Origin of the sequence: Amycolatopsis sp. NPDC047767 (assembly GCF_040704195.1) — a bacterium.
Taxonomy (GTDB): Bacteria; Actinomycetota; Actinomycetes; order Mycobacteriales; family Pseudonocardiaceae; genus Amycolatopsis.
In genome coordinates, this window is the sequence record NZ_JBEYSJ010000024.1 from 92,928 (window position 1) to 110,517 (window position 17,590).

At 71.2% G+C, this 17,590-nt stretch carries 16 protein-coding genes; 7 read left to right on the forward strand and 9 right to left on the reverse strand.

Annotated elements, in window-relative coordinates; all coding sequences use genetic code 11:
• Positions 1–21 precede the first annotated feature (21 nt).
• The 3 genes from AB0878_RS34015 to AB0878_RS34025 form a co-directional block, all read right to left on the reverse strand.
• Positions 22–2,061, reverse strand: coding sequence for an alkaline phosphatase family protein (locus AB0878_RS34015; protein ID WP_366584303.1), 2,040 nt, complete (start codon positions 2,059–2,061; stop codon positions 22–24).
• A 283-nt stretch (positions 2,062–2,344) separates the two neighbouring features.
• Entirely contained in the window at positions 2,345–2,773 is a 429-nt protein-coding gene (locus AB0878_RS34020; protein ID WP_366584304.1) for a hypothetical protein, read from the reverse strand.
• Positions 2,774–2,883: 110 nt separating this feature from the next.
• Positions 2,884–4,026 carry an FAD-dependent oxidoreductase gene (locus AB0878_RS34025; protein WP_366584305.1) on the reverse strand — a complete coding sequence of 381 codons (1,143 nt, stop codon included), beginning with the start codon at positions 4,024–4,026 and terminating at the stop codon, positions 2,884–2,886.
• Positions 4,027–4,096: 70 nt separating this feature from the next.
• Here AB0878_RS34025 and AB0878_RS34030 point away from each other — a divergent pair, with 70 nt between their 5' ends.
• Positions 4,097–4,972 (forward strand): LysR family transcriptional regulator, encoded by an 876-nt coding sequence (locus tag AB0878_RS34030; RefSeq protein WP_366584306.1) that lies wholly within the window; start codon positions 4,097–4,099, stop codon positions 4,970–4,972.
• Positions 4,973–5,016: 44 nt separating this feature from the next.
• Here AB0878_RS34030 and AB0878_RS34035 read toward each other — a convergent pair whose 3' ends face one another.
• Entirely contained in the window at positions 5,017–5,586 is a 570-nt protein-coding gene (locus AB0878_RS34035) for an antibiotic biosynthesis monooxygenase (protein WP_366584307.1), read from the reverse strand.
• A gap of 151 nt (positions 5,587–5,737) precedes the next feature.
• Here AB0878_RS34035 and AB0878_RS34040 point away from each other — a divergent pair, with 151 nt between their 5' ends.
• Both AB0878_RS34040 and AB0878_RS34045 read left to right on the forward strand, forming a co-directional pair.
• Entirely contained in the window at positions 5,738–6,535 is a 798-nt protein-coding gene (locus AB0878_RS34040; RefSeq protein ID WP_366584308.1) for an oxygenase MpaB family protein, read from the forward strand.
• Between the two features lie 41 nt (positions 6,536–6,576).
• Positions 6,577–7,536: an ATP-dependent DNA ligase gene (locus tag AB0878_RS34045; RefSeq protein ID WP_366584309.1), complete on the forward strand. Its 960-nt coding sequence runs from the start codon at positions 6,577–6,579 to the stop codon at positions 7,534–7,536.
• 5 nt (positions 7,537–7,541) lie between these two features.
• Here the strand turns inward: AB0878_RS34045 and AB0878_RS34050 are convergent, their stop codons facing one another.
• The 3 genes from AB0878_RS34050 to AB0878_RS34060 are packed head-to-tail and all read right to left on the reverse strand — an operon-like array spanning position 7,542 to position 9,683.
• On the reverse strand, positions 7,542–8,285 hold the full coding sequence (locus tag AB0878_RS34050) for a class I SAM-dependent methyltransferase (protein ID WP_366584356.1): 744 nt from the start codon (positions 8,283–8,285) through the stop codon (positions 7,542–7,544).
• Between the two features lie 5 nt (positions 8,286–8,290).
• Positions 8,291–8,689 (reverse strand): 6-carboxytetrahydropterin synthase, encoded by a 399-nt coding sequence (locus AB0878_RS34055; protein ID WP_366584310.1) that lies wholly within the window; start codon positions 8,687–8,689, stop codon positions 8,291–8,293.
• Between the two features lie 10 nt (positions 8,690–8,699).
• Positions 8,700–9,683, reverse strand: a complete 984-nt coding sequence (locus tag AB0878_RS34060; protein ID WP_366584311.1) for a zinc-binding alcohol dehydrogenase — start codon at positions 9,681–9,683, stop codon at positions 8,700–8,702.
• Between the two features lie 69 nt (positions 9,684–9,752).
• Here AB0878_RS34060 and AB0878_RS34065 point away from each other — a divergent pair, with 69 nt between their 5' ends.
• Positions 9,753–10,568 carry a CDP-alcohol phosphatidyltransferase family protein gene (locus tag AB0878_RS34065; protein ID WP_366584312.1) on the forward strand — a complete coding sequence of 272 codons (816 nt, stop codon included), beginning with the start codon at positions 9,753–9,755 and terminating at the stop codon, positions 10,566–10,568.
• An 84-nt stretch (positions 10,569–10,652) separates the two neighbouring features.
• Here the strand turns inward: AB0878_RS34065 and AB0878_RS34070 are convergent, their stop codons facing one another.
• The gene (locus AB0878_RS34070) at positions 10,653–13,367 is read right to left on the reverse strand and encodes a BTAD domain-containing putative transcriptional regulator (RefSeq protein WP_366584313.1); all 2,715 of its coding nucleotides are present in this window, start codon (positions 13,365–13,367) and stop codon (positions 10,653–10,655) included.
• 184 nt (positions 13,368–13,551) lie between these two features.
• Here AB0878_RS34070 and AB0878_RS34075 point away from each other — a divergent pair, with 184 nt between their 5' ends.
• From AB0878_RS34075 to AB0878_RS34085, 3 genes are all read left to right on the forward strand, one after another.
• Positions 13,552–14,475, forward strand: coding sequence for a hypothetical protein (locus tag AB0878_RS34075; protein ID WP_366584314.1), 924 nt, complete (start codon positions 13,552–13,554; stop codon positions 14,473–14,475).
• A gap of 58 nt (positions 14,476–14,533) precedes the next feature.
• A complete protein-coding gene (locus AB0878_RS34080; RefSeq protein ID WP_366584315.1) occupies positions 14,534–15,955 on the forward strand; it encodes a neutral zinc metallopeptidase in 1,422 nt (473 codons plus the stop codon).
• A gap of 186 nt (positions 15,956–16,141) precedes the next feature.
• On the forward strand, positions 16,142–17,026 hold the full coding sequence (locus AB0878_RS34085; RefSeq protein WP_366584316.1) for an SDR family NAD(P)-dependent oxidoreductase: 885 nt from the start codon (positions 16,142–16,144) through the stop codon (positions 17,024–17,026).
• A 126-nt stretch (positions 17,027–17,152) separates the two neighbouring features.
• On the opposite strand, the gene AB0878_RS34090 is transcribed toward AB0878_RS34085, so the two are convergent.
• On the reverse strand, positions 17,153–17,584 hold the full coding sequence (locus AB0878_RS34090; RefSeq protein ID WP_366584317.1) for a hypothetical protein: 432 nt from the start codon (positions 17,582–17,584) through the stop codon (positions 17,153–17,155).
• Positions 17,585–17,590 lie beyond the last annotated feature (6 nt).

Below are 17,590 nucleotides of genomic sequence, written 5' to 3' on the forward strand. Positions count from 1 at the left end.
CACCGGCCGTCTGCGAGAGAACTAGCAGCCCTCGCCGATCCGGCCGGCGTAGCGCTGCTTCCACGTCGAGTCGCCCTCGACCGTGATGACCACGTCGTAGTAGCCGTTCTCGGTCGGCCAGTTCACGATCGCCGGCAGCACGCCGAGCACCGTGACGGTCTTCGTCCCGCCGCTGAAGTCGTTCGCCGTCAGCTTGTAGTGCATCGGCTTGAGCAGGTTGTCGTTGTGCAGCGTGAAGCGCACGTGCTGCTCCCGCACCAGCAGCGTCGGCTGCAGCAGGTCGGCGTCCACGCGCGGGTCGTGCCCGGACGAGGTGACCTTGCCCGCGAACGAGCGCACGAAACCGTCGTTGGAGTAGATCGAGAACGCGTACTCGCCGCCGGTGGCGGAGGTGTCCCAGGTGTAGGACTGCGACTTGCGTTCGGTGACCGTGAACGGCGTGCTGGTGAACGGCTTGAGCTTGTCCGGGAAGACCTGGAAGCTCACGGCCTTGCCCTTGTCGCCGCCGGCCAGCGTCAGCTTCGCCGTGACGTGGCCCTTGTGGTCCTGCGTGACCGTGGCGTGCGGGTGGAAGTTCAGCGGCCGCGGCTTCATGTGGCCGGCCGCGACCTTCACCGGCTGCTCGGCCGTCGGGTCCGCGAACGTCGCCGGCCCGGTCTGCGGGTGGGCGAAGTCGAGCGCGCTCGTCAGGTCACCCGCGATCGAGCGGCGCCAGTCGCTGATGTTGGGGCAGGTGAACGGCTTGCCGAGGTGCGCCGCCCACTTCTCCAGGAACTTGATCGTCGACGTGTGGTCGAAGACCTCCGAAGCGACGTAGCCACCGCGCGACCACGGCGAGACGAGCAGCATCGGCACGCGCGGGCCGAAGCCGAGCGGGTACGAGCCGGTGTACTCGCCTTCGGTGCCGGCCTCGGGCCACGGCGGGAGCACGTGGTCGAACTTCCCGTCGTTCTCGTCGTAGTTGAGGATGAACAGCGTGTGGTTCCAGATGTCCGGGTTGCTCTGCAGGATCGAGAGCACCTCCTGGACGTAGCGCTCGCCGTGCAGCGTGTCGGCGTCCGGGTGCTCGGACCAGCCGTAGGGCGCGACGATCCACGAGACGGCCGGCAGCGGGTGCTCGGCGCCCGGCTGGCAGGCGTCGCGGAAGTCCTTGAGGACGGCCTGCAGGTTGGCGTCGGAGTCGTCGTTCGGGGTGGTCTTGCCGGCGTAGTAGGTGGCGTTGCCGCGCCAGATCAGGCCGGTGCCGGGCTGCAGCTTCGGGTCCAGCGGGCTGAGGCCGTTGGGCTCGAAGCCCTTGAAGTACTTGAGTTCGTTGTCGCCGTAGTCGCCGATCCACGAGCTGAGGTAGCCCTGGCGGCCGTTGCCGCTGTTGTCGGAGTAGAGACGCCAGTCGATGCCGGCCTGCTGCAGCTGCTCGGGCACGGTGATCCACGGGCGGCTGTAGTTCGACTCGTCGGTGTTGCCGGTCTCGGTGTTCGACGTACCGCTCCACAGATACTTGCGGTTCGGGTCGGTCGGGCCGAACTCGGAGCAGAAGTTCTGGTCGGCGATCGTGTACTGGGCCGCCACCGAGTGGTAGAAGCTCATGTAGCCGTCGCTGTGGTAGTTCATGCAGCTGGCGCCGTTGTGCTGCACCCACTGGTCCCAGCTGCGGTGCGCGACGTCGCCCCAGGCACCGTGGTCGTTGCCCCACATGCCGTCGTCGACCTTCGGCGTCACGATGGCGCCGGTCTTGTCCTTCTGCTGGAAGACGGTGGTGCCGTCCTGGAACTTCAGCGCCTGCTTGTCGTTGAAGCCGCGCACGCCGGGGAACGTGCCGAAGTAGTGGTCGAGCGAACGGTTCTCCTGCATCAGGATCACGACGTGCTTCAGGTCGGACATGTCGCCTCTGAACCCTCTGGGCAAGCCGTTCTTGCCCAGGGTCGCGGCGCTCGCGGGGCCGGCGTCGGCGATCCCGCCGAACATCAGGGCTCCGGCGGCGACGCCCGCGCCCTGCAGGAACCGGCGGCGGGTGGGGCCGGCTTCGGGCTCGGGGGTGGGGGTGGTGGGGTCGGCGGACAAGGTACAACTCCTCACGCGGGGGTGGTGTCGACCGTCGATCCAATCCAGCCGACACCAACGCCGCGTGAACACCTGCGAAGCGATCACTGGCAGGCGGCCGACGGTTGAGGGCACACGGTCCCACGAGCCCGCGCCGAGTGTCCGAAACCGCACAAAACGCCCAGTTTTGGTCAGGCGTTTTCGGGTGTGCGGATCGAGTGGAGAACGGGCAACCGCCGCGATGAGAAGAACCGGCCGGCGAACTCACCGGGGAAATGAATTCGCCGGCCGCGGTTTCAGGAAATCAGTTGTACCAGTCGAGCAGTGTCGGCAACAGGGAAACGCTCTTCACGCGCACCTGCGGTTCGCCGAGCACATTTCCCCACGGCACGGTCATGTGCCCGGAAACGCCGCAGCCGATGTCGAACCAGCCGCCCTTCGGGTGTGCCGAGTCGAATCCCCAGCCCTGCACGCAGGCGGTCTGGTTGTTCGTCACGGTGAAGCTGTAACCCTGCTTGCGGCCCGGCGAGCCGAACACGCTGCAGCCCGAGTGCGACGCCTTGCTCCAGACCTGCGGCGCGCCGCCCGCCTGGTGGGCGCCCGAACACGCATTGGCCGACTGCGGTGCCGCCTCGGCTGTGGCGCCGGTGAGCAGCACGCCCCCGGCGACTGCGGCCGCGGCGACGACCGCGCCGAGCCGGGAAAAACGGCGCGAAGAATCCTGAATACCCATTCGCGGTGAACCTTCCGAGTAGTGCCAGCCCCCAGAATTCGACTGGCCTGGCGCAAATCTACTCAGAGCGCGAGCGGCGTCGAGGGCTCCGGTGAAAACTTAAGATCGACTTAGGAGAACGGCTGGCCGTACACGAAACTGCGCAGCCGGCCTGTTGCGGTGAGCGGGACGAACAGTTTGTCGTGAGCCGCGCGCACGGGGTCCGGGCCGGATTCGTCCAAAACGGACAGGGCGCGGATCGTGTAACGCGATTCGGGCGTGAAGTCCGGGGCCGTCGACCGGGTGTAGGCGCCGCCGAGGAGGTCGATGATCAGCACGGTCGGCACGGGCGCGCCGGGGCCGGCGTGCTCCAGGATCGCGTCGATCGTGAGGTCGGGCAGCTGCGCGACCACGCGGTTGTCGCCGAGGTACGCGTGGGGGTGCGGCGGCTCGGCGGCGATGGAGCCGGAGTCGGTGAACGGCATGGTGCCGAGCGTGTCCACGAGCGGTCCCAGCGCGCGCAGGGGAGCGACGAGCCGCGGGCCGTCGTCGCCGAGGTAGGCGACGCGGACGTGGGCGATGTGCTTGCCGCGCAACGGTTCCGGCACCATCGGCAGGTCCGGGTAGGGGATCAGGGCGAGCGACGTGGTGAGCGTGTCGGGCTGGTCGGCGGTCCAGTCTCGCCAGGTGCGCAGGACGTCGGCCGGCTTCGGGGTGTCGAAGTAGAGGCCGCCGCCGTACAGGCCGGTCACGGGGACGAGCCCGAACTCCAGTGCGGTGATCACGCCGGCGCCGAGGTCGGTGGTGCGTTCGAGCGTGCCGTCGGCGGTCACGACGTCCGCGGAGCGCACCTGGTCGGAGGCGAGGCCGTAGCGGCGCCCGAGCAGGCTGAAGCCGCCGCCGAGCGTGTAGCCGACCACGCCGACGCCGGGCGCCGAACCGCTGAGCGGCGCGAGCCCGTGCTCGGCGGCGGCTTCGAGCACCTTGCCCCAGGTCGTGCCGGCCTCGACCCGGGCGACGGCGTCGACCGGGTCGATCTCGACGCCGGTCATGCGCCGCGTCGAGATCAGCACGCCGTCGGCCGGGGCGCGCAGGCCGTGACCGGTCGCCTGGACCGCCACGGGCAGGTCGCGGGCCGCGGCGTGGCGCACGGCCTCGGCGACGTCGTCGGCCGTGGTGGCGGCGACGACCAGCTTCGGCGTCGCCTCGATGCCGGTCTGGAAACCGGCGATTTCCTCGCGGTAGCCGTCCTGGCCAGGGGTGAAGGTTTGCATGACCCCAGCGTGGCTCGGGGCGTTCGAGAAGTCCAAGAGATAGTAGTTCCACCAGCTAGAATCAATGCTTATGGAACTGCATCAGCTCGAGTACTTCGTGGCCGTCGCCGAGGAAGCCAACTTCACGCGCGCCGCGGCCCGGATGCACGTCGCGCAGCCCGGCGTCAGTGCGCAGATCCGGCGCCTGGAACGCGAGCTGGGGCAGCCGTTGTTCGACCGGTCGGGACGCGCGGTGCGGCTCACCGACGTCGGCGCCGCCGCGTTGCCCCACGCCCGCGCCGCGCTCGCCGCGGTGGCCGCTGTGCGCGAGACGGTCGCCGAGCACGAAGGTCTGGTCCGCGGGCAGGTGGCGATGGGGATCGTGACGTCGGCGGGACCGGTCGCGTTGCCCGATTTCCTGGCCGGCTTCGCCGAGCGGTACCCGGGTGTCGAGATCACCCTGGGCGAGGCCAATTCCGACGTGATGGTCGAAGCGCTGCGCGAAGGCCGCCTCGACGTCGCCGTGATCGGCCTCGCCGACGGCGTGCCCGCGGGCCTCGCCGCGCAGGTCGTGCTCGACGAGGCGGTCGTCGCCGTCACCGCGCCCGGCGACCCGCTGGCCTCACGCGACGACGTGGCGTTCTCCGACCTGGCCGGCCGCGGCCTGATCTGCCTGCCCAAGGGCACGGGCGTGCGTGGCGTCCTCGACCGCGCCTTCGCGACGGCGGGGGTCCACCCGCGCGTGACGATCGAGGCCAGCGACCCGAACGTGCTGGCCCAGCTGGCGATGCGCGGCCTCGGCGTGGCGATCGTGCCGGAGTCCCTCGCGCGGTACCACGCCACCGAGCTGCACACGCTGCAGCTGCGGCCTCGGCTGCGCGGTCAGCTCGCGCTGGCGTGGCGGGCCGACGGTCCGAGCGGTCCCGCCGCGCGCACGTTGATCGAGTTCGCGCGTTCGGTGCTCTAGCCGCCTCCCTCGGGTCCGGCTTCAGTGTCGGTCTGCTGACAGGTTCAGTCCGTACCGGTCCGGTCGGCAACGTCGAGGTGGCCGATCGGGCGATACCGCCGCACAGTGCTGCCGACAAGGCCCGGAAACGCCTGCGCGACCTGGAACTTCGGTGACGAACCCACGAACCCCGTCTCGCCGAGTGCGTCGAGGTGCGCTGCCTCGCTCACCCACTCCGCGTAGTTCGCGACGCGCGTGCCGTCGGCGCTGAAGTGGAAGTGGGCCGAGATCCCGCCGGGGTGGGGACGGGAGTCGGCGAGGGCCTCGAAGATCGTGTCGACCCACGCCTTCAGCCGGGCTTCGTCGGGGCTGTCGAACGCCACGGAGACGAGCACGACGCAGCCCGCCGGTGGCGCATCGGGCCGCCGGGTGCTGCGGTAGAGGTGGAATTCGCTCCCGTCCGGTTCGGGTTCGTGCGCCCACTGTTCGTAGGTGAACCACCCTTCGTCGCCGGTGAACACCGTGTGACTCAATCGTCCTGCCGCTGGAGCCGGCGCGCTGAGCTCAGGCGAACCGTCGCCCTGGCGGATGCGCACGGCCGCGACGCCCGCGCGGCCCGGGTCGGGAAAGGTCATGGTTGCCTCCTGGTGAAGTTCCCGTCTGGGAGATCCCTGTCTTGGAGATCCCCGTCTTGGCGAACACTGTGGAATTTCAAGGCGTCTTGAAGTCAAGCCGCTCTTGACTCCGGGTAAACAGTCGCGTTTCCTTGATCCACGAGGAGGCGCGATGGGTGACGCACTCGAGAAAGCCATGGTCGGCATCGGGCTGATGGCCGGCAGCGCCAACGTGATCATGCAGCTCGGGCGGGCGCCGGTGGGGTACGGGGTGATGGAGAGCCGCGTCGAGAGCGGGAACCTGTTCCGGCACCCGGTCAAACGGGCGCGCACCACGGGGACCTACCTGGCGGTCGCGGCGTTCGGGACCGACGAGGAGCGTAAGGCCTACCGCAAGGCGGTCAACGGATCCCACCGTCAGGTGCGGTCCACGAAGGACAGTCCGGTCGCTTACAACGCCTTCGACCCCGAGCTGCAGCTGTGGGTCGCCGCGTGTCTGTACAAGGGGCTCGAGGATGTGCACGCGGCGTTCTTCGGTGGGGCCGCGCCCGAGGAGCTGTACGCCGACGCCGTGGTGCTCGGCACGACGCTGCAGGTGCGGCCGGAGATGTGGCCCGAGGACCGCGAGGCGTTCGCGAAGTACTGGGCCGACGGGCTCGACCGGGTGACCATCGACGACCGGACCCGCGCGTACCTCACCGACCTCGTCGACCTGCGGTTCCTGCCGCAGCCGTTCCCACTGGTGTTCGGGCGGTTCCACCGGTTCGTGACGACCGGGTTCCTGCCGGCGTGTTTCCGGGAGCACATGCGGTTGTCGTGGACCGAACACGATCAGCGAACATTCGAACGTCTCACGCGCGGGATCGGACACGTCGTGCGGCACCTCCCGCGCAGCGTGCAGCGGTTCCCGTACAACGCGTACCTGCGTGATCTCCGCAAGCGCCGCTGCGAGGGCCGTCCGCTCGTGTGAAGCGGTTGACCGACGCCCGCGCGGTGGGCGAAGGTAGGCCGATGAGCAGCGACGACGTACGCGAGGGTGTCAAACTGACCAATCTCGACCAGCCGCTGTTCGCCGACGCCGGCGCGACCAAACGCGACCTGCTCGACTACCTCGACGGCGTCTCGCAGCGGCTCCTGCCGGTGCTGCACGACCGGCCGCTGTCGGTGGTGCGCGTGCTGCGCGGGCAGGACGCGTTCATGCAGAAGAACCTGCCGAAGTACACGCCCGAGTTCGTGCCGCGCGTGAAGCTGTGGGCCGAGAGTTCGAAGCGGGAAGTCTCCTACGCGTTGTGCAACGATCGCCCCACGCTCCTGTGGTTCGGCAACCAACGCGCGATCGAATACCACCCCACGTTGACGCTTTTCGACCACACCCAGGGCCCGACCCACCTGATCATGGACCTCGACCCGCCCGAGGGCGCGCCGTTCGGCGTCGCCGTCGCGGGCGCGCGCCTGGTCCGCCAGGCACTCGCCGACGCGGGGCTGGCCGGTGCGCTGAAAACGAGCGGCTCCAAGGGTGTCCACGTCTTCGTGCCGCTCCAGCCCGGCCAGGCCCACGAGGACGTCGCCGCCGCGACCCGCGCGGTCGCGGCCCGCGCCGAGCGCCTCGACCCGGACCTCGCCACCACCGCGTTCATCCGCGAAGACCGCCACGGCAAGGTGTTCCTCGACTCCACCCGCGCCGGCGGCGCCACCGTGGTCGCCGCCTACAGCCCACGCGTGCGGCCCGGCCTCACCGTGTCGTTCCCGATCCCGTGGTCCGCGGCCGACGACGTGACCCCGCGCGACTTCACCGTCCACACGGCACTCGGCCTCCTCGGCGACACCGACCCGTGGGCGACGGAAATGCCCGCACCGCAGGCACTTCCGGACGACCTCGTCGCCGAAGGCCACACCATCCCGATCGCCCGGGTCGCCGCGATGCACGAGGGCAAACGGCGAGCCAAGGCCCGGCGGGAAGCCGACAGCTAAGGCGGCTAAGACTGCGGAGGCAGAGCCAGCAAGTCCTCGTGCTCCACAACCGCCGACTCGAGCTCCCGCCGATATCCCGCCAACTCCAACGCCGGATTCTCCTCCTCGGCCGCGGAAACCCAGCCCGAGAACCACGTCTCCATCAACGCCGCGTCCTGAGCCCCGAGCCGCCACGGCGTCGCCACCCGCCGCACCGTGAACCCACGGGCGGCGAACTCCGCCGCCGCGAACGCCACCGCGTCCGGCCCCAGCCGGCCTTCCCGGCGCTGGTGCGCGTTGAACGCCGCCCCCACCGCCTCGTCGCGCGGATCCGGCGGCGTCAGCGCGACCCGCCCGACCACCGACAACGTCAGCAACGCCGGCACCCGCGCCCCCGCACAAGCGTCGACCAGCCGCCGGATCTCCTCCGGCGTGAACAGGTCCAGCAACGCCGACGCGGTCACCAGCGAGGTTCCCGAAAGATCCGCCGCCGTCAGCCGTGTGACATCTCGAACCTCGCCTGTCGCATTCTCAACACCCGCGACCGCCAGCCGCACCAGTCCCGGATCCTGGTCGTGCAGGATCCACTGCTGCGGCCGTGGCAACCGGCCCGTGAGCCAGCGGCTCATGGAACCGGTGCCACAGCCCAGGTCGCGGACCACGACCGGCGTGGCCGGCTCGAGCGAGTCCACAAGGGACGCGGCGCGCGCGACGGAATCCGCGCCTTCGCGCAGCCGCAACCACTCCGGCGCGTAGCCGGAGGGATCCACCTCGGTCAAAGCGAACGCTCGTACCCGGCCGAAGCGACGTGCGACTCGTGCAGCGTCACCGAAATCCCCGACAGCCCGTGGGCACCCTCGCCGAGCTCCCCGGCGTGCACGGCGTCGGCCAGCCGGTCGGCGATCACCTTCGCCAGGAACTCCGTGGACGTGTTGATGCCCTCGAACGCCGGGTCGTCGTCGAGGTTGCGGTAGTTGAGGTCGGCCAGGACGGAGCCGAGCTTCTGAGTCGCGAGGCCGATGTCGACCACGATGTTGTCGGAGTCGAGGTCGGTGCGGCGGAACGTGGCGTCGACGACGAAAGTGGCGCCGTGCAGCTTCTGCGCCGGACCGAAGACCTCACCGCGGAAGCTGTGGGCGACCATGATGTGGTCGCGGACGGTGACGCTGAACAAGATTTTCTCCTTACGTACCCAGTGGATAAACGATCCGGTGCGCGAGCCCCGGCAGGTCCCCGCCGGCGAGGCGGGAGATGAGGTCCGGCAGGTCCGCGAACGCGGTCTCGCCGGTGACGAGCACGTCGAACGCCGGGTCGGCCAGCAGCCGCAGAGCCGTGGCCATGCGGTCACCGTAGGTGCGCCGCGCCGAACGGGCGGGGGAGACCGTGCCCACCTGGCTGCTGCGGATCGTCAGCCGGCGCGAGTGGAAGTTCTCGCCGAGCGGAACGCTCACGCGCCGGTCGCCGTACCAGCTCAGGTCCACCACCGTCGCCTCGCGGCCCAGCAGCTCCAGCGACCGCGCGAGCCCCGCGTCGGTCGCGCTGGCGTGCACCACGAGGTCGAGGTCGCCCTCGGCGTCCTCCGGCCGCACGTAGCGGATGCCGAACGCCGCCGCGACCTTCTCCCGGGCCGGGTCGGTGTCCACGAGCTGGACGTCCACTCCCGGGAAGCGGGAGAGCAGCCCGGCGACGCTACTGCCGACCATCCCGGCCCCGACCACGGCGATCCGGTCGCCGACCAGGGGCGCGGCGTCCCACAGCGCGTTCACGGCCGTCTCCACGGTGCCCGCGAGGATGGCCCGCGCGGCCGGCACGTCGTCCGGCACCACCGTGACCGCCGAGGCCGGCACCACGAACTCGGTCTGGTGCGGGTACAGGCTGAACACCGTCCGCCCCACCAGCTCGGCCGGCCCGGCCTCGACGCGCCCGACGTTGAGGTAGCCGTACTTCACCGGGAACGGGAAGTCGCCCTCCTGGAACGGCGCGCGCATCACCTCGCGCTGGCTCTCGGGCACGCCGCCGCGCAGCACCAGACTTTCCGTGCCGCGGCTCATACCGGAAAACAGCGTCCTGACCAGCACTTCGTCCGGCCCCGGCGCCGGCACCTCCGCCGCCCGGATCTCGCCGGTTCCGGCGGATTTGAACCAGAAGGCCTGTCCCGTACGTGTCATGGTCGTCCTCCTCTGCCGCGAGATCGAGGCGATATGGCTGTCACCACCACTACACGATCACGTTCCACCGTGGGTTCACTCGTTCGGCAGCAGGCCGCGGGTGCCGGAGCCCAGGTGGCGCTGCTGGGCGTGCTCGCCCTGACCGTCGGCCTCGGCGCCGCCGGCTGGGCCGCGGGCCTGGCGTACACCGTCGGCCTGTGGGCCCTGCTCGCGGGCGCCGCGCGCAAGGCCGGTGCCCGGTCCCTGGGCCCCGCCGACCACGTCACGCTCGCCCGCGCCATCCTCATCGGCGGCGTCACCGCGCTGGTCGCGGACCACCTGAACGGGGGAGCGCCGCTCGCCGTGCTCGTGCCGCTGGCTTCGGTCGCGCTGGCGCTCGACGCCGTCGACGGGCAGGTCGCGCGCCGCACCGGCACATCCTCGGCGCTCGGCGCTCGGTTCGACATGGAGTCCGACGCGTTCCTCATCCTGGTGCTCAGCGTGCTGGCAGCGGAGACGTTCGGCTACTGGGTCCTCGTCATCGGCCTGATGCGCTACGCGTTCGTCGCGGCGACCTGGGCCCTGCCCTGGCTCAACGGCACACTGCCGCCCAGCCGGGCGCGCAAGGTCGTCGCCGCGCTGCAGGGCGTGCTGCTGGTGGCCGCGGCCTCGGGCCTGCTGCCCCACCTCGCCGGCCTGGCCGTCACGGTGGCCGCCCTGGCCACCCTCGTGTGGTCCTTCGGCCGCGACGTCCTGTGGCTGCACAGCGCCCATCGAGCCCACCGAGCCCACCGAACCCATCGCACCGCCGCACTCCCGGAACCCCGCGCCGGCCACGCGACGTGCGTCGTCCGGCGCCGTTCGACCCTGCGTCGCCACCACCACCTGGCGACCCGCAACCCGTAGCCGGAAGAGACGGGGATCACGCGCCCGGGTTGCCCGGTTTTCCCTCGCCACGGGGTCTCGCGGGTAGCTGCGGACACCCTCGCGTCACCCTTCGGCTGACGCGAGCTTCGCCGCCATCCTCTCGGCGTCACCCGTGCGGCCGTGGGACTGGAACAGCTCGCGCGCCCGCGCCCACACCTCGCGCGCGGCGGCCGGGTTGCCGAGGGCGGCGTGGGTGTCGCCGAGGTTGGCGAGGATCACGGGCTCGTCGTAGGCGTCTTCGGTGTCGCGGGCGAGCGCGAGAGCGGCCGTGTAGTGGTCCAGCGCGTCTTCGTGTTCGCCCATCGCCGAGGCGATGTAGCCGAGGCTGTCGAGCGTCACGGTCTCCGCGCGGTGGTGGTCGTGCTTGCGGCACAGCGCGAGCGCCTGTTCGCAGTGTTCGCGGGCTTCGGTCAGGAAGCCGAGCTGCGCGGAGTACCAGCCGAGGGTGTTCAACGCGTCGGCCTGGCGCAAGCCGTTGCCGGTGGCGCGGTAGTGCTTCAGCGCGGCGGCGGTGTGGTGCAGGGCGCCGTCGAAGTCGCCGCTCTGGCCGAGCGCCCAGCCGAGCGCGCGGGACGCGTCGGCGGCGAGATCCGCGTGTCGCGCAAGGGAAAGTGCCTCACGCAGGTGCCGGAGGGCGTGGTCGTGGGACCCGGTGCGCGTGTAGGCCGTGCCGAGGTACATCGCGGCGATGGCCTGCGGTTCCGGGTCGTCGAGGGCGCGGGCGGCGGCGTGGCCGGCCTGCCACGCCGTGAGGTCTTCGACGAGCTGGCCGTGAATCACGTGGTACCCACTGATGCTCCACGCGAGCCGCCAGACGTCCTGGTGCGCGCCGCGCTGCACGGCGGAATCCAGCGTCGCGCGGAGGCTGTGCTGTTCGTCGTCGAACCAGCGCGTCGCGGCCCGGCGGTCGGCGAGCGGCGGCGCGGTCGCCTCCGGGAGGTCGATCGACTGGCGTTCCGGCCGCAGCAGGCGGTTCGCGACGCCGGCCGTGTGCAGCAGGAAGTCGGTGAAGCGCCGGAGTGCCTCGGCGCGTTCCGGCGGGGTGACGAGCTCGTCGGCGTACAGCCGTAGCAGGTCGTGCATCCGGTAGCGGCCGGGCAGGTGCTCCTGCAGCAGGTGCGCGTCGACGAGGCGGCGCAGCACCGCCCGCGGCCGCTCCAGGCCGGCCAGCGCGCCCGCGCCCGCGAGGCTCACGTCCGGTCCCGGCACGGCGCCGAGCAGCCGGAACACGCGCTGGGCGCCCGCGTCGAGGGCGTCGTAGGACCACGAGAACACCGCCCGGACGTTCGTGGCCAGGTCGCCGGCGTCCAGCGCGTCGAGCCGAGCCGACGCGTCCTCGAGCTCGCGCGCCAGCACCTCCAAGCGGAACCGTGGGTTCGCCCCGGCCCGGCTCGCGACGACGCTGATCGCCAGCGGCAGACCGCCGCACCAGCGCACGAGGTCGGCGACGGCCGCCGGCTCCGCCGCCACGCGCCGGTCGCCGAGGTGGCGCGTGAGCAGCTCGCGCGCCTCGCGTTCGGCCAGCTCGGCCAGGTCCAGCAGCTGCGCGCCACGGACGCCGAGGCCGCCGAGGCGGTGGCGGCTGGTGATCATCACGGTGCACGTCTCACTGCCCGGCAGCAGCGGTTCGACCTGTGCTGCGTCGCGCGCGTTGTCGAGCACCACGAGCAGGCGCCGGCCCGCGGCGAGGCTGCGGTACAGCGCGAAGCCGCCTTCGGGGTCGGCGGGCACGGCCGCGGGCGCGACGCCGAACGCGTCGAGGAAGTGGCGCACCACGGCTTCGGGCCGTAGCGGCGAACCGGCCGGGTCGAAGCCGCGGAGGTTCACGTACAGCTGGCCGTCGGGAAACCGCGCGACGTTGCGGTGCGCCCACCGCAGCGCGAGCGACGTCTTGCCGATGCCGCCGGCGCCACCGATCGCCGAGATCGCGACCGTGCCCGAGCCGCCGGCCATCGCGGCGTCGAGTTCGGCCAGCTCGGCGTCGCGCCCGACGAACCACCGCGGCGGCGCGGGCAGCTGGCGCGGCACGGGCGTCTCGCGCGGCGGGCTGAGCTCCGGGTCGGTGGTGAGGATGCGCTGGTGCAGCTCGCGCAGCGCGGGACCGGGGTCGGCGCCGAACTCGTCGGCGAGCCGGCGACGGATCCGGTCGTACTCCTCGAGCGCGCCCGCCTGCCGCCCGGCGCGGTAGCGCGCGAGCATGAGCTGGCCGGCGATCCGCTCGTCGAGCGGGAAGGCCGCGGCGCGCTGGGCCGCGTCGGCGAGCACGGCGTTGTGCTCACCCAGCCGCAGCGCGAGGTCCGTGCGGTCGAGCTGGGCGGACAGGCGTTCGGCAGCGAGCGTTTCGCGGGCGGCTTCGGCCCACGGGGTGTCGAGGCCGGAGAACGCGTCGTCGCGCCACAGGGCGAGGGCCTCGTCGAACAGTTCCGGCCGCCGTTGCGATCGAGCCTGCGCGACGAGCGCGCGGAACCGCTGCACGTCGACGCTCCCGGGCGGCGTGGTGAGCACATAACCGCTCGGGCCGTGCTTGATCTCGACGCCCTCCGCCGCCGCGAGCGTGCGGCGCAGCCGGGAGAGGTAGCTGGCGAGCAGCCGGTGCGCGCGGTACGGCGGCTCGTCCGCCCACACGCGCTCGACGATCCGCTCCGTGGACACGGGCCGGTTGGCGTCGGCGAGCAGCGCGGCCAGCACCCAGCGCTGCCGCGCGTGCCCGAGGTCGACGGGCTCGCCGGCGACGTGCGCCTCCACGGGGCCGAGCAAGCCGAACCGGACCAGGGTCATGGCCCATGCTTACCGCACCCGGGCGGGGGCGTGCGACCGGGAATCCCGCGTGACCTGCGAGTTCGCGATTCCCCAAAAAACTTCCGAACTCACGTGAACCGAACACGACCCCAGCCCCGTGTCACGGGCAAGAGCGGCTCCGGACGGTCCGGGAGCCCCGGTCGAACCCCCTTGGAGTTCCCCCATGTTCCGCAAGCACGCCCTGTTTTTCGCTGCCTTCGTGACGGCGGGCGCGGCCCTTCTGTCGGCCTGCGGCGGTCAGACGGACGGCACCCCGAGCGCGGCCCCGGCCGGTGCGGCGGTGAACGCCGGCGACGCCGGTGGCCTCGACCTGCTGAGTGGCACCGCCCGCAGCAACAACGCCGCTCGGGACACCGGCGACCTCGCCCCGGCCGGCGCGCCCGCCGACGTGCGCACCAAGTGGGTGTCGCTGCGAGCCGGCAAGGCGGGCAACCTGAACCCGGTCGTGATCAACGGCGCCGGGATGACGATCTACCGCTTCGACAACGACTCCCCGAAGCCGCCGAAGTCCACTTGCAACGGTGACTGCGAGAAGAAGTGGCCGCCGGTCAAGGTCACCAAGGGCACCAAGGTCTTCATCGCCGGCATCAAGAAGTCCGCGATCGGCGTCGTGAAGCGCGACGACGGCTCGCTGCAGCTGACGATCGGCAACTGGCCCGCCTACACGTTCTCCGGCGACAAGAACCCGGGCGACACCAACGGTGAAGGCGTCGGCGGCACCTGGTTCGGCATGAGCCCGACCGGTGGCAAGGTGCTCGACGGTTCGGGCTCCGGCACCGCCACCCCGCCGTCGGACAACCCGACCCCGTCGGGCGGCTCGAAGGCCGCCACCAGCACGATCCTGTTCGACGACGCGTTCTTCAGCGACAACGGTGCCTCGCAGGGCCTGTCCTTCGGTTCCGGTGACAACGCCTGCCAGAACCTCGCCCGCCCCGGCGTCACCTCGTCGCTGACCACCGACGGCACCCTCAAGCTGTGGACCGGCCCGAACTGCACCGGCAAGTCCACGGTCGTCGACAGCGACGTGAAGGACCTCTCCACGATCGGCTTCGACGACGCCATCCAGTCTGTCCACTTCGGCGCCTGATCTACTTCGAGCCGGTGCGGCCTCTCGGTCGCATCGGCTCTTTTTCCTTGGAGGAGCAATGATTTCGCGGTTCACGTGGGTGGCGACGCTGGTCGTGGGCGCCGTGCTGGTGGCCGGGTGCACCACGGCCGTCCAGGGCAGCGCGGGCGTCGACCGGCCCGACCCGGCCAAGGTCGCCGGCCTCGCCATCACCGACGGTCCCAGCGGACCGAAGGCCGGCGTCGCGGACACCGACCTGCCCGTGGTCAACACCGACGGCGGCGCGATCGACAAGCTCGCCGCCAACGCCGTCGCCGACGTCCAGCAGTACTGGACCGAGCAGCTGCCGGAGAGCTTCGGCAAGGACTACAAACCCGTCGGGCAGCTCATCTCCTACGACTCGCGCGGCCAGGGCCTGAACCTCTGCGGCTCCAGCACCGCCGGCCTCGTGAACGCGTTCTACTGCCCCTCCGGAGACCTCGTCGCGTGGGACCGCGGCGAGCTGTTGCCCATGCTGAACGACTCCTTCGGCCCGATGTCCGTGGTCGCCGTGCTGGCCCACGAACTGGGCCACGCCGTGCAGACGCGGCTCGGCCTGAGCCCCAACACCCCGTCGATCGTGAAGGAACAGCAGGCCGACTGCTACGCCGGCACCTTCTTCCGCTGGGTGGCCGAGGGCAATTCGCCGCACTTCCAGGTGTCCACCGGCACGGGCCTCAACCAGATCATGGCCACGCTCTTCTTCATCCGCGACTCCGCCGGCTCCAGCTTCGACACCGCCGGCGCCCACGGCAGCGCGTTCGACCGCGTGTCCGCCTTCCAGTTCGGCTTCACCGACGGCCCGAAGCGCTGCGCCGCCATCGACAACGCCGAGGTCGTGAGCCGCACCAGCCAGCTGCCCTTCTCGTCGAAGGACCTCGACACGGGCGACGGCAAGGGCAACCTCGACGTCGTCGACCCGGCGAACCTGCAGGACCTGGAGTCGAGCCTGCGCGCCGCGTTCCCCAAGGGCGCCCCGAAGCTCACCTCCGACCCCGAGTCCTGCTCGGACGCTCGCGTGACCACGCCCGCCGCGTACTGCCCGTCGACCGACACCGTGTCGGTCGACCTGACCTCCCTGCGCCGCGTCGGCACCCCACCGTCGCGCGGCACCTCCGGCGGCTTCGGCGACTTCGCCGCGTTCGCCGAGGTGGCCTCCCGCTACGCGCTGTCGGTCGAAAAGGCCTACGGCCTGCGCTTGGACACGGCCTCCACGGGCCAGCTCACGGCCTGCCTGACGGGCATGTGGGCGGGCACGTTGACGCCGGACAAGAAGGCCACGCTGGAGCTTTCACCGGGTGACCTGGACGAAGCCATCGCCGAGCTGTTGTCGCCCAAGAGCGTCATCGCTTCCGACCCTTCCGGGGCGACGGTACCTTCGGGTTTCGCCCGCGTGGAGGCTTTCCGCGACGGGTTCACGTCGCCGACTGTCGCGACGTGCACCAGTAAGTACGGCGCCTGAGTTCGGTTCCTGCGGCCCTCCCTCGCCGGTTCGGCGGGGGAGGGCCGTTTTCGTCGGTGGCACGAATCCCGCCAAACCCACGGATCACGCCGAAGTTCGTTGCCGGGCAATGATTTCCGCGCGTTCGCTGGTTCGACCATTCGGCAGCCCCGTTCGACGGCTGCCCACGTTGAACCAAGGAGTGCCATGGGCAAGACCGTCCTCGTCACCGGCGCGGGCTCCGGCTTCGGCGCGCTGATCGTGCGCGCGCTGGCCGACGCCGGCCACACCGTCCACGCGGGCATCCGCGACCTCGCCGGCCGCAACGCCCCCGCGGCCGCCGCGCTGGCGACCTACGCGTCCTCCCGCGAAGTGGCGCTGCGCGCGGTGGAACTCGACGTCCGTTCGCAGGATTCGGTGGACAACGCCGTCGCCTCGATCGCCGAGCCGCTGGACGTCGTCGTCCACAACGCCGCGTACCTCGCCCTGGGCCCGGCCGAGGCGTTCACCCCGGCCGACATCGCGGATGTCATGGACACCAACGTCTCCGGCCCCCAACGCGTCAACCGCGCGGTGCTGCCGCGCTTCCGCGAGCGTCGCCACGGTCTGGTGGTGTGGATCGGCTCCTCCAGCACCAAGGGCGGCACCCCGCCGTACCTCGCGCCGTACTTCGCGGCCAAAGCGGCGATGGACGCCTTCGCCGTGTCGTACGCCGCCGAGCTCGCCCGCTTCGACATCGAGACCACGATCGTCGTCCCCGGCGTCTTCGCCCAGGGCACCTCGCTGTTCGCCAACGGCCACGCGGCCTCCGACACCGCCCGCGCCGCCGCGTATGACGCCGCCTACCCAGGCCTCCTCGACCACGTCGCCGCGCGGCTCTCCGACCTGGCCCCACCGGACATCGACGCCGGCGCCGTCGCCACCGCCGTCACCGACCTCGTCGCCCTGCCCCACGGCACCCGCCCCTTCCGCGTCCACATCGACCCGGTCGACGACGGCTCCGAAGCAGTCAGCACCGTCGCCGATGCGGCTCGCACGCAGTTCCTGACCCGCCTGGGCCTTTCCGACCTCCTCCACCCGCACGCGTGGTAAGGACGATCATGGACTTCTCACTGGAACGTCCGATACAACGCCGGGTAGGGGCCATCGGCGTGGGGGCGCAGTGGTGGAAGACGCTGCCCTTGTCGCGGAACGGGGTGGCGACGGGGATGCCCGCGATCACGCAGCGGCTTCCGGGTCGCTGATTCGCCCGGTACGCACCGGCGCCACAGCGAACTTCTCGATCATGAACCGCCAGAACAGCGGCACGGCCTCCGAACTCGGCCGGTAGATCCGATCGTCGTACCCGGTGTGCGAGCGGTGCTCGATGAACACCCCGCCGGCACCGACGAACCCCGACGACGGCGACCGCGCCACGACGACCTCGACCGGGAGCCGGTCGGGCACCGGGCGCGGCGTGACGATCAGGTCGTGCATCGAGGTCAGCCCGGCCAGGCGGGAGGCGCCGTCGCAGTCGAGGACGCTGTCGACGATGTCCGCCATGTGCGCGAACTCCGGGTGCCGGTCCCCCATCTCGCGAAACCTCACGGCGATCTCCGGCCACGGGACCTCGCGGAAGGGGTAGGGGAAGGCTCGCGAGTTGATGAGCATGCGGCC

Excerpts from the sequence above, each read along its gene's own strand:
- AB0878_RS34020 (WP_366584304.1), bottom strand. The coding sequence starts at position 2,773 with ATGGGTATTCAGGATTCTTCGCGCCGTTTTTCCCGGCTCGGCGCGGTC.
- AB0878_RS34025 (WP_366584305.1), bottom strand. The coding sequence starts at position 4,026 with ATGCAAACCTTCACCCCTGGCCAGGACGGCTACCGCGAGGAAATCGCC.
- AB0878_RS34030 (WP_366584306.1), top strand. The coding sequence starts at position 4,097 with ATGGAACTGCATCAGCTCGAGTACTTCGTGGCCGTCGCCGAGGAAGCC.
- AB0878_RS34035 (WP_366584307.1), bottom strand. The coding sequence starts at position 5,586 with ATGACCTTTCCCGACCCGGGCCGCGCGGGCGTCGCGGCCGTGCGCATC.
- AB0878_RS34040 (WP_366584308.1), top strand. The coding sequence starts at position 5,738 with ATGGGTGACGCACTCGAGAAAGCCATGGTCGGCATCGGGCTGATGGCC.
- AB0878_RS34045 (WP_366584309.1), top strand. The coding sequence starts at position 6,577 with ATGAGCAGCGACGACGTACGCGAGGGTGTCAAACTGACCAATCTCGAC.
- AB0878_RS34060 (WP_366584311.1), bottom strand. The coding sequence starts at position 9,683 with ATGACACGTACGGGACAGGCCTTCTGGTTCAAATCCGCCGGAACCGGC.
- AB0878_RS34070 (WP_366584313.1), bottom strand. The coding sequence starts at position 13,367 with ATGACCCTGGTCCGGTTCGGCTTGCTCGGCCCCGTGGAGGCGCACGTC.
- AB0878_RS34075 (WP_366584314.1), top strand. The coding sequence starts at position 13,552 with ATGTTCCGCAAGCACGCCCTGTTTTTCGCTGCCTTCGTGACGGCGGGC.
- AB0878_RS34080 (WP_366584315.1), top strand. The coding sequence starts at position 14,534 with ATGATTTCGCGGTTCACGTGGGTGGCGACGCTGGTCGTGGGCGCCGTG.
- AB0878_RS34085 (WP_366584316.1), top strand. The coding sequence starts at position 16,142 with ATGGGCAAGACCGTCCTCGTCACCGGCGCGGGCTCCGGCTTCGGCGCG.
- AB0878_RS34090 (WP_366584317.1), bottom strand. The coding sequence starts at position 17,584 with ATGCTCATCAACTCGCGAGCCTTCCCCTACCCCTTCCGCGAGGTCCCG.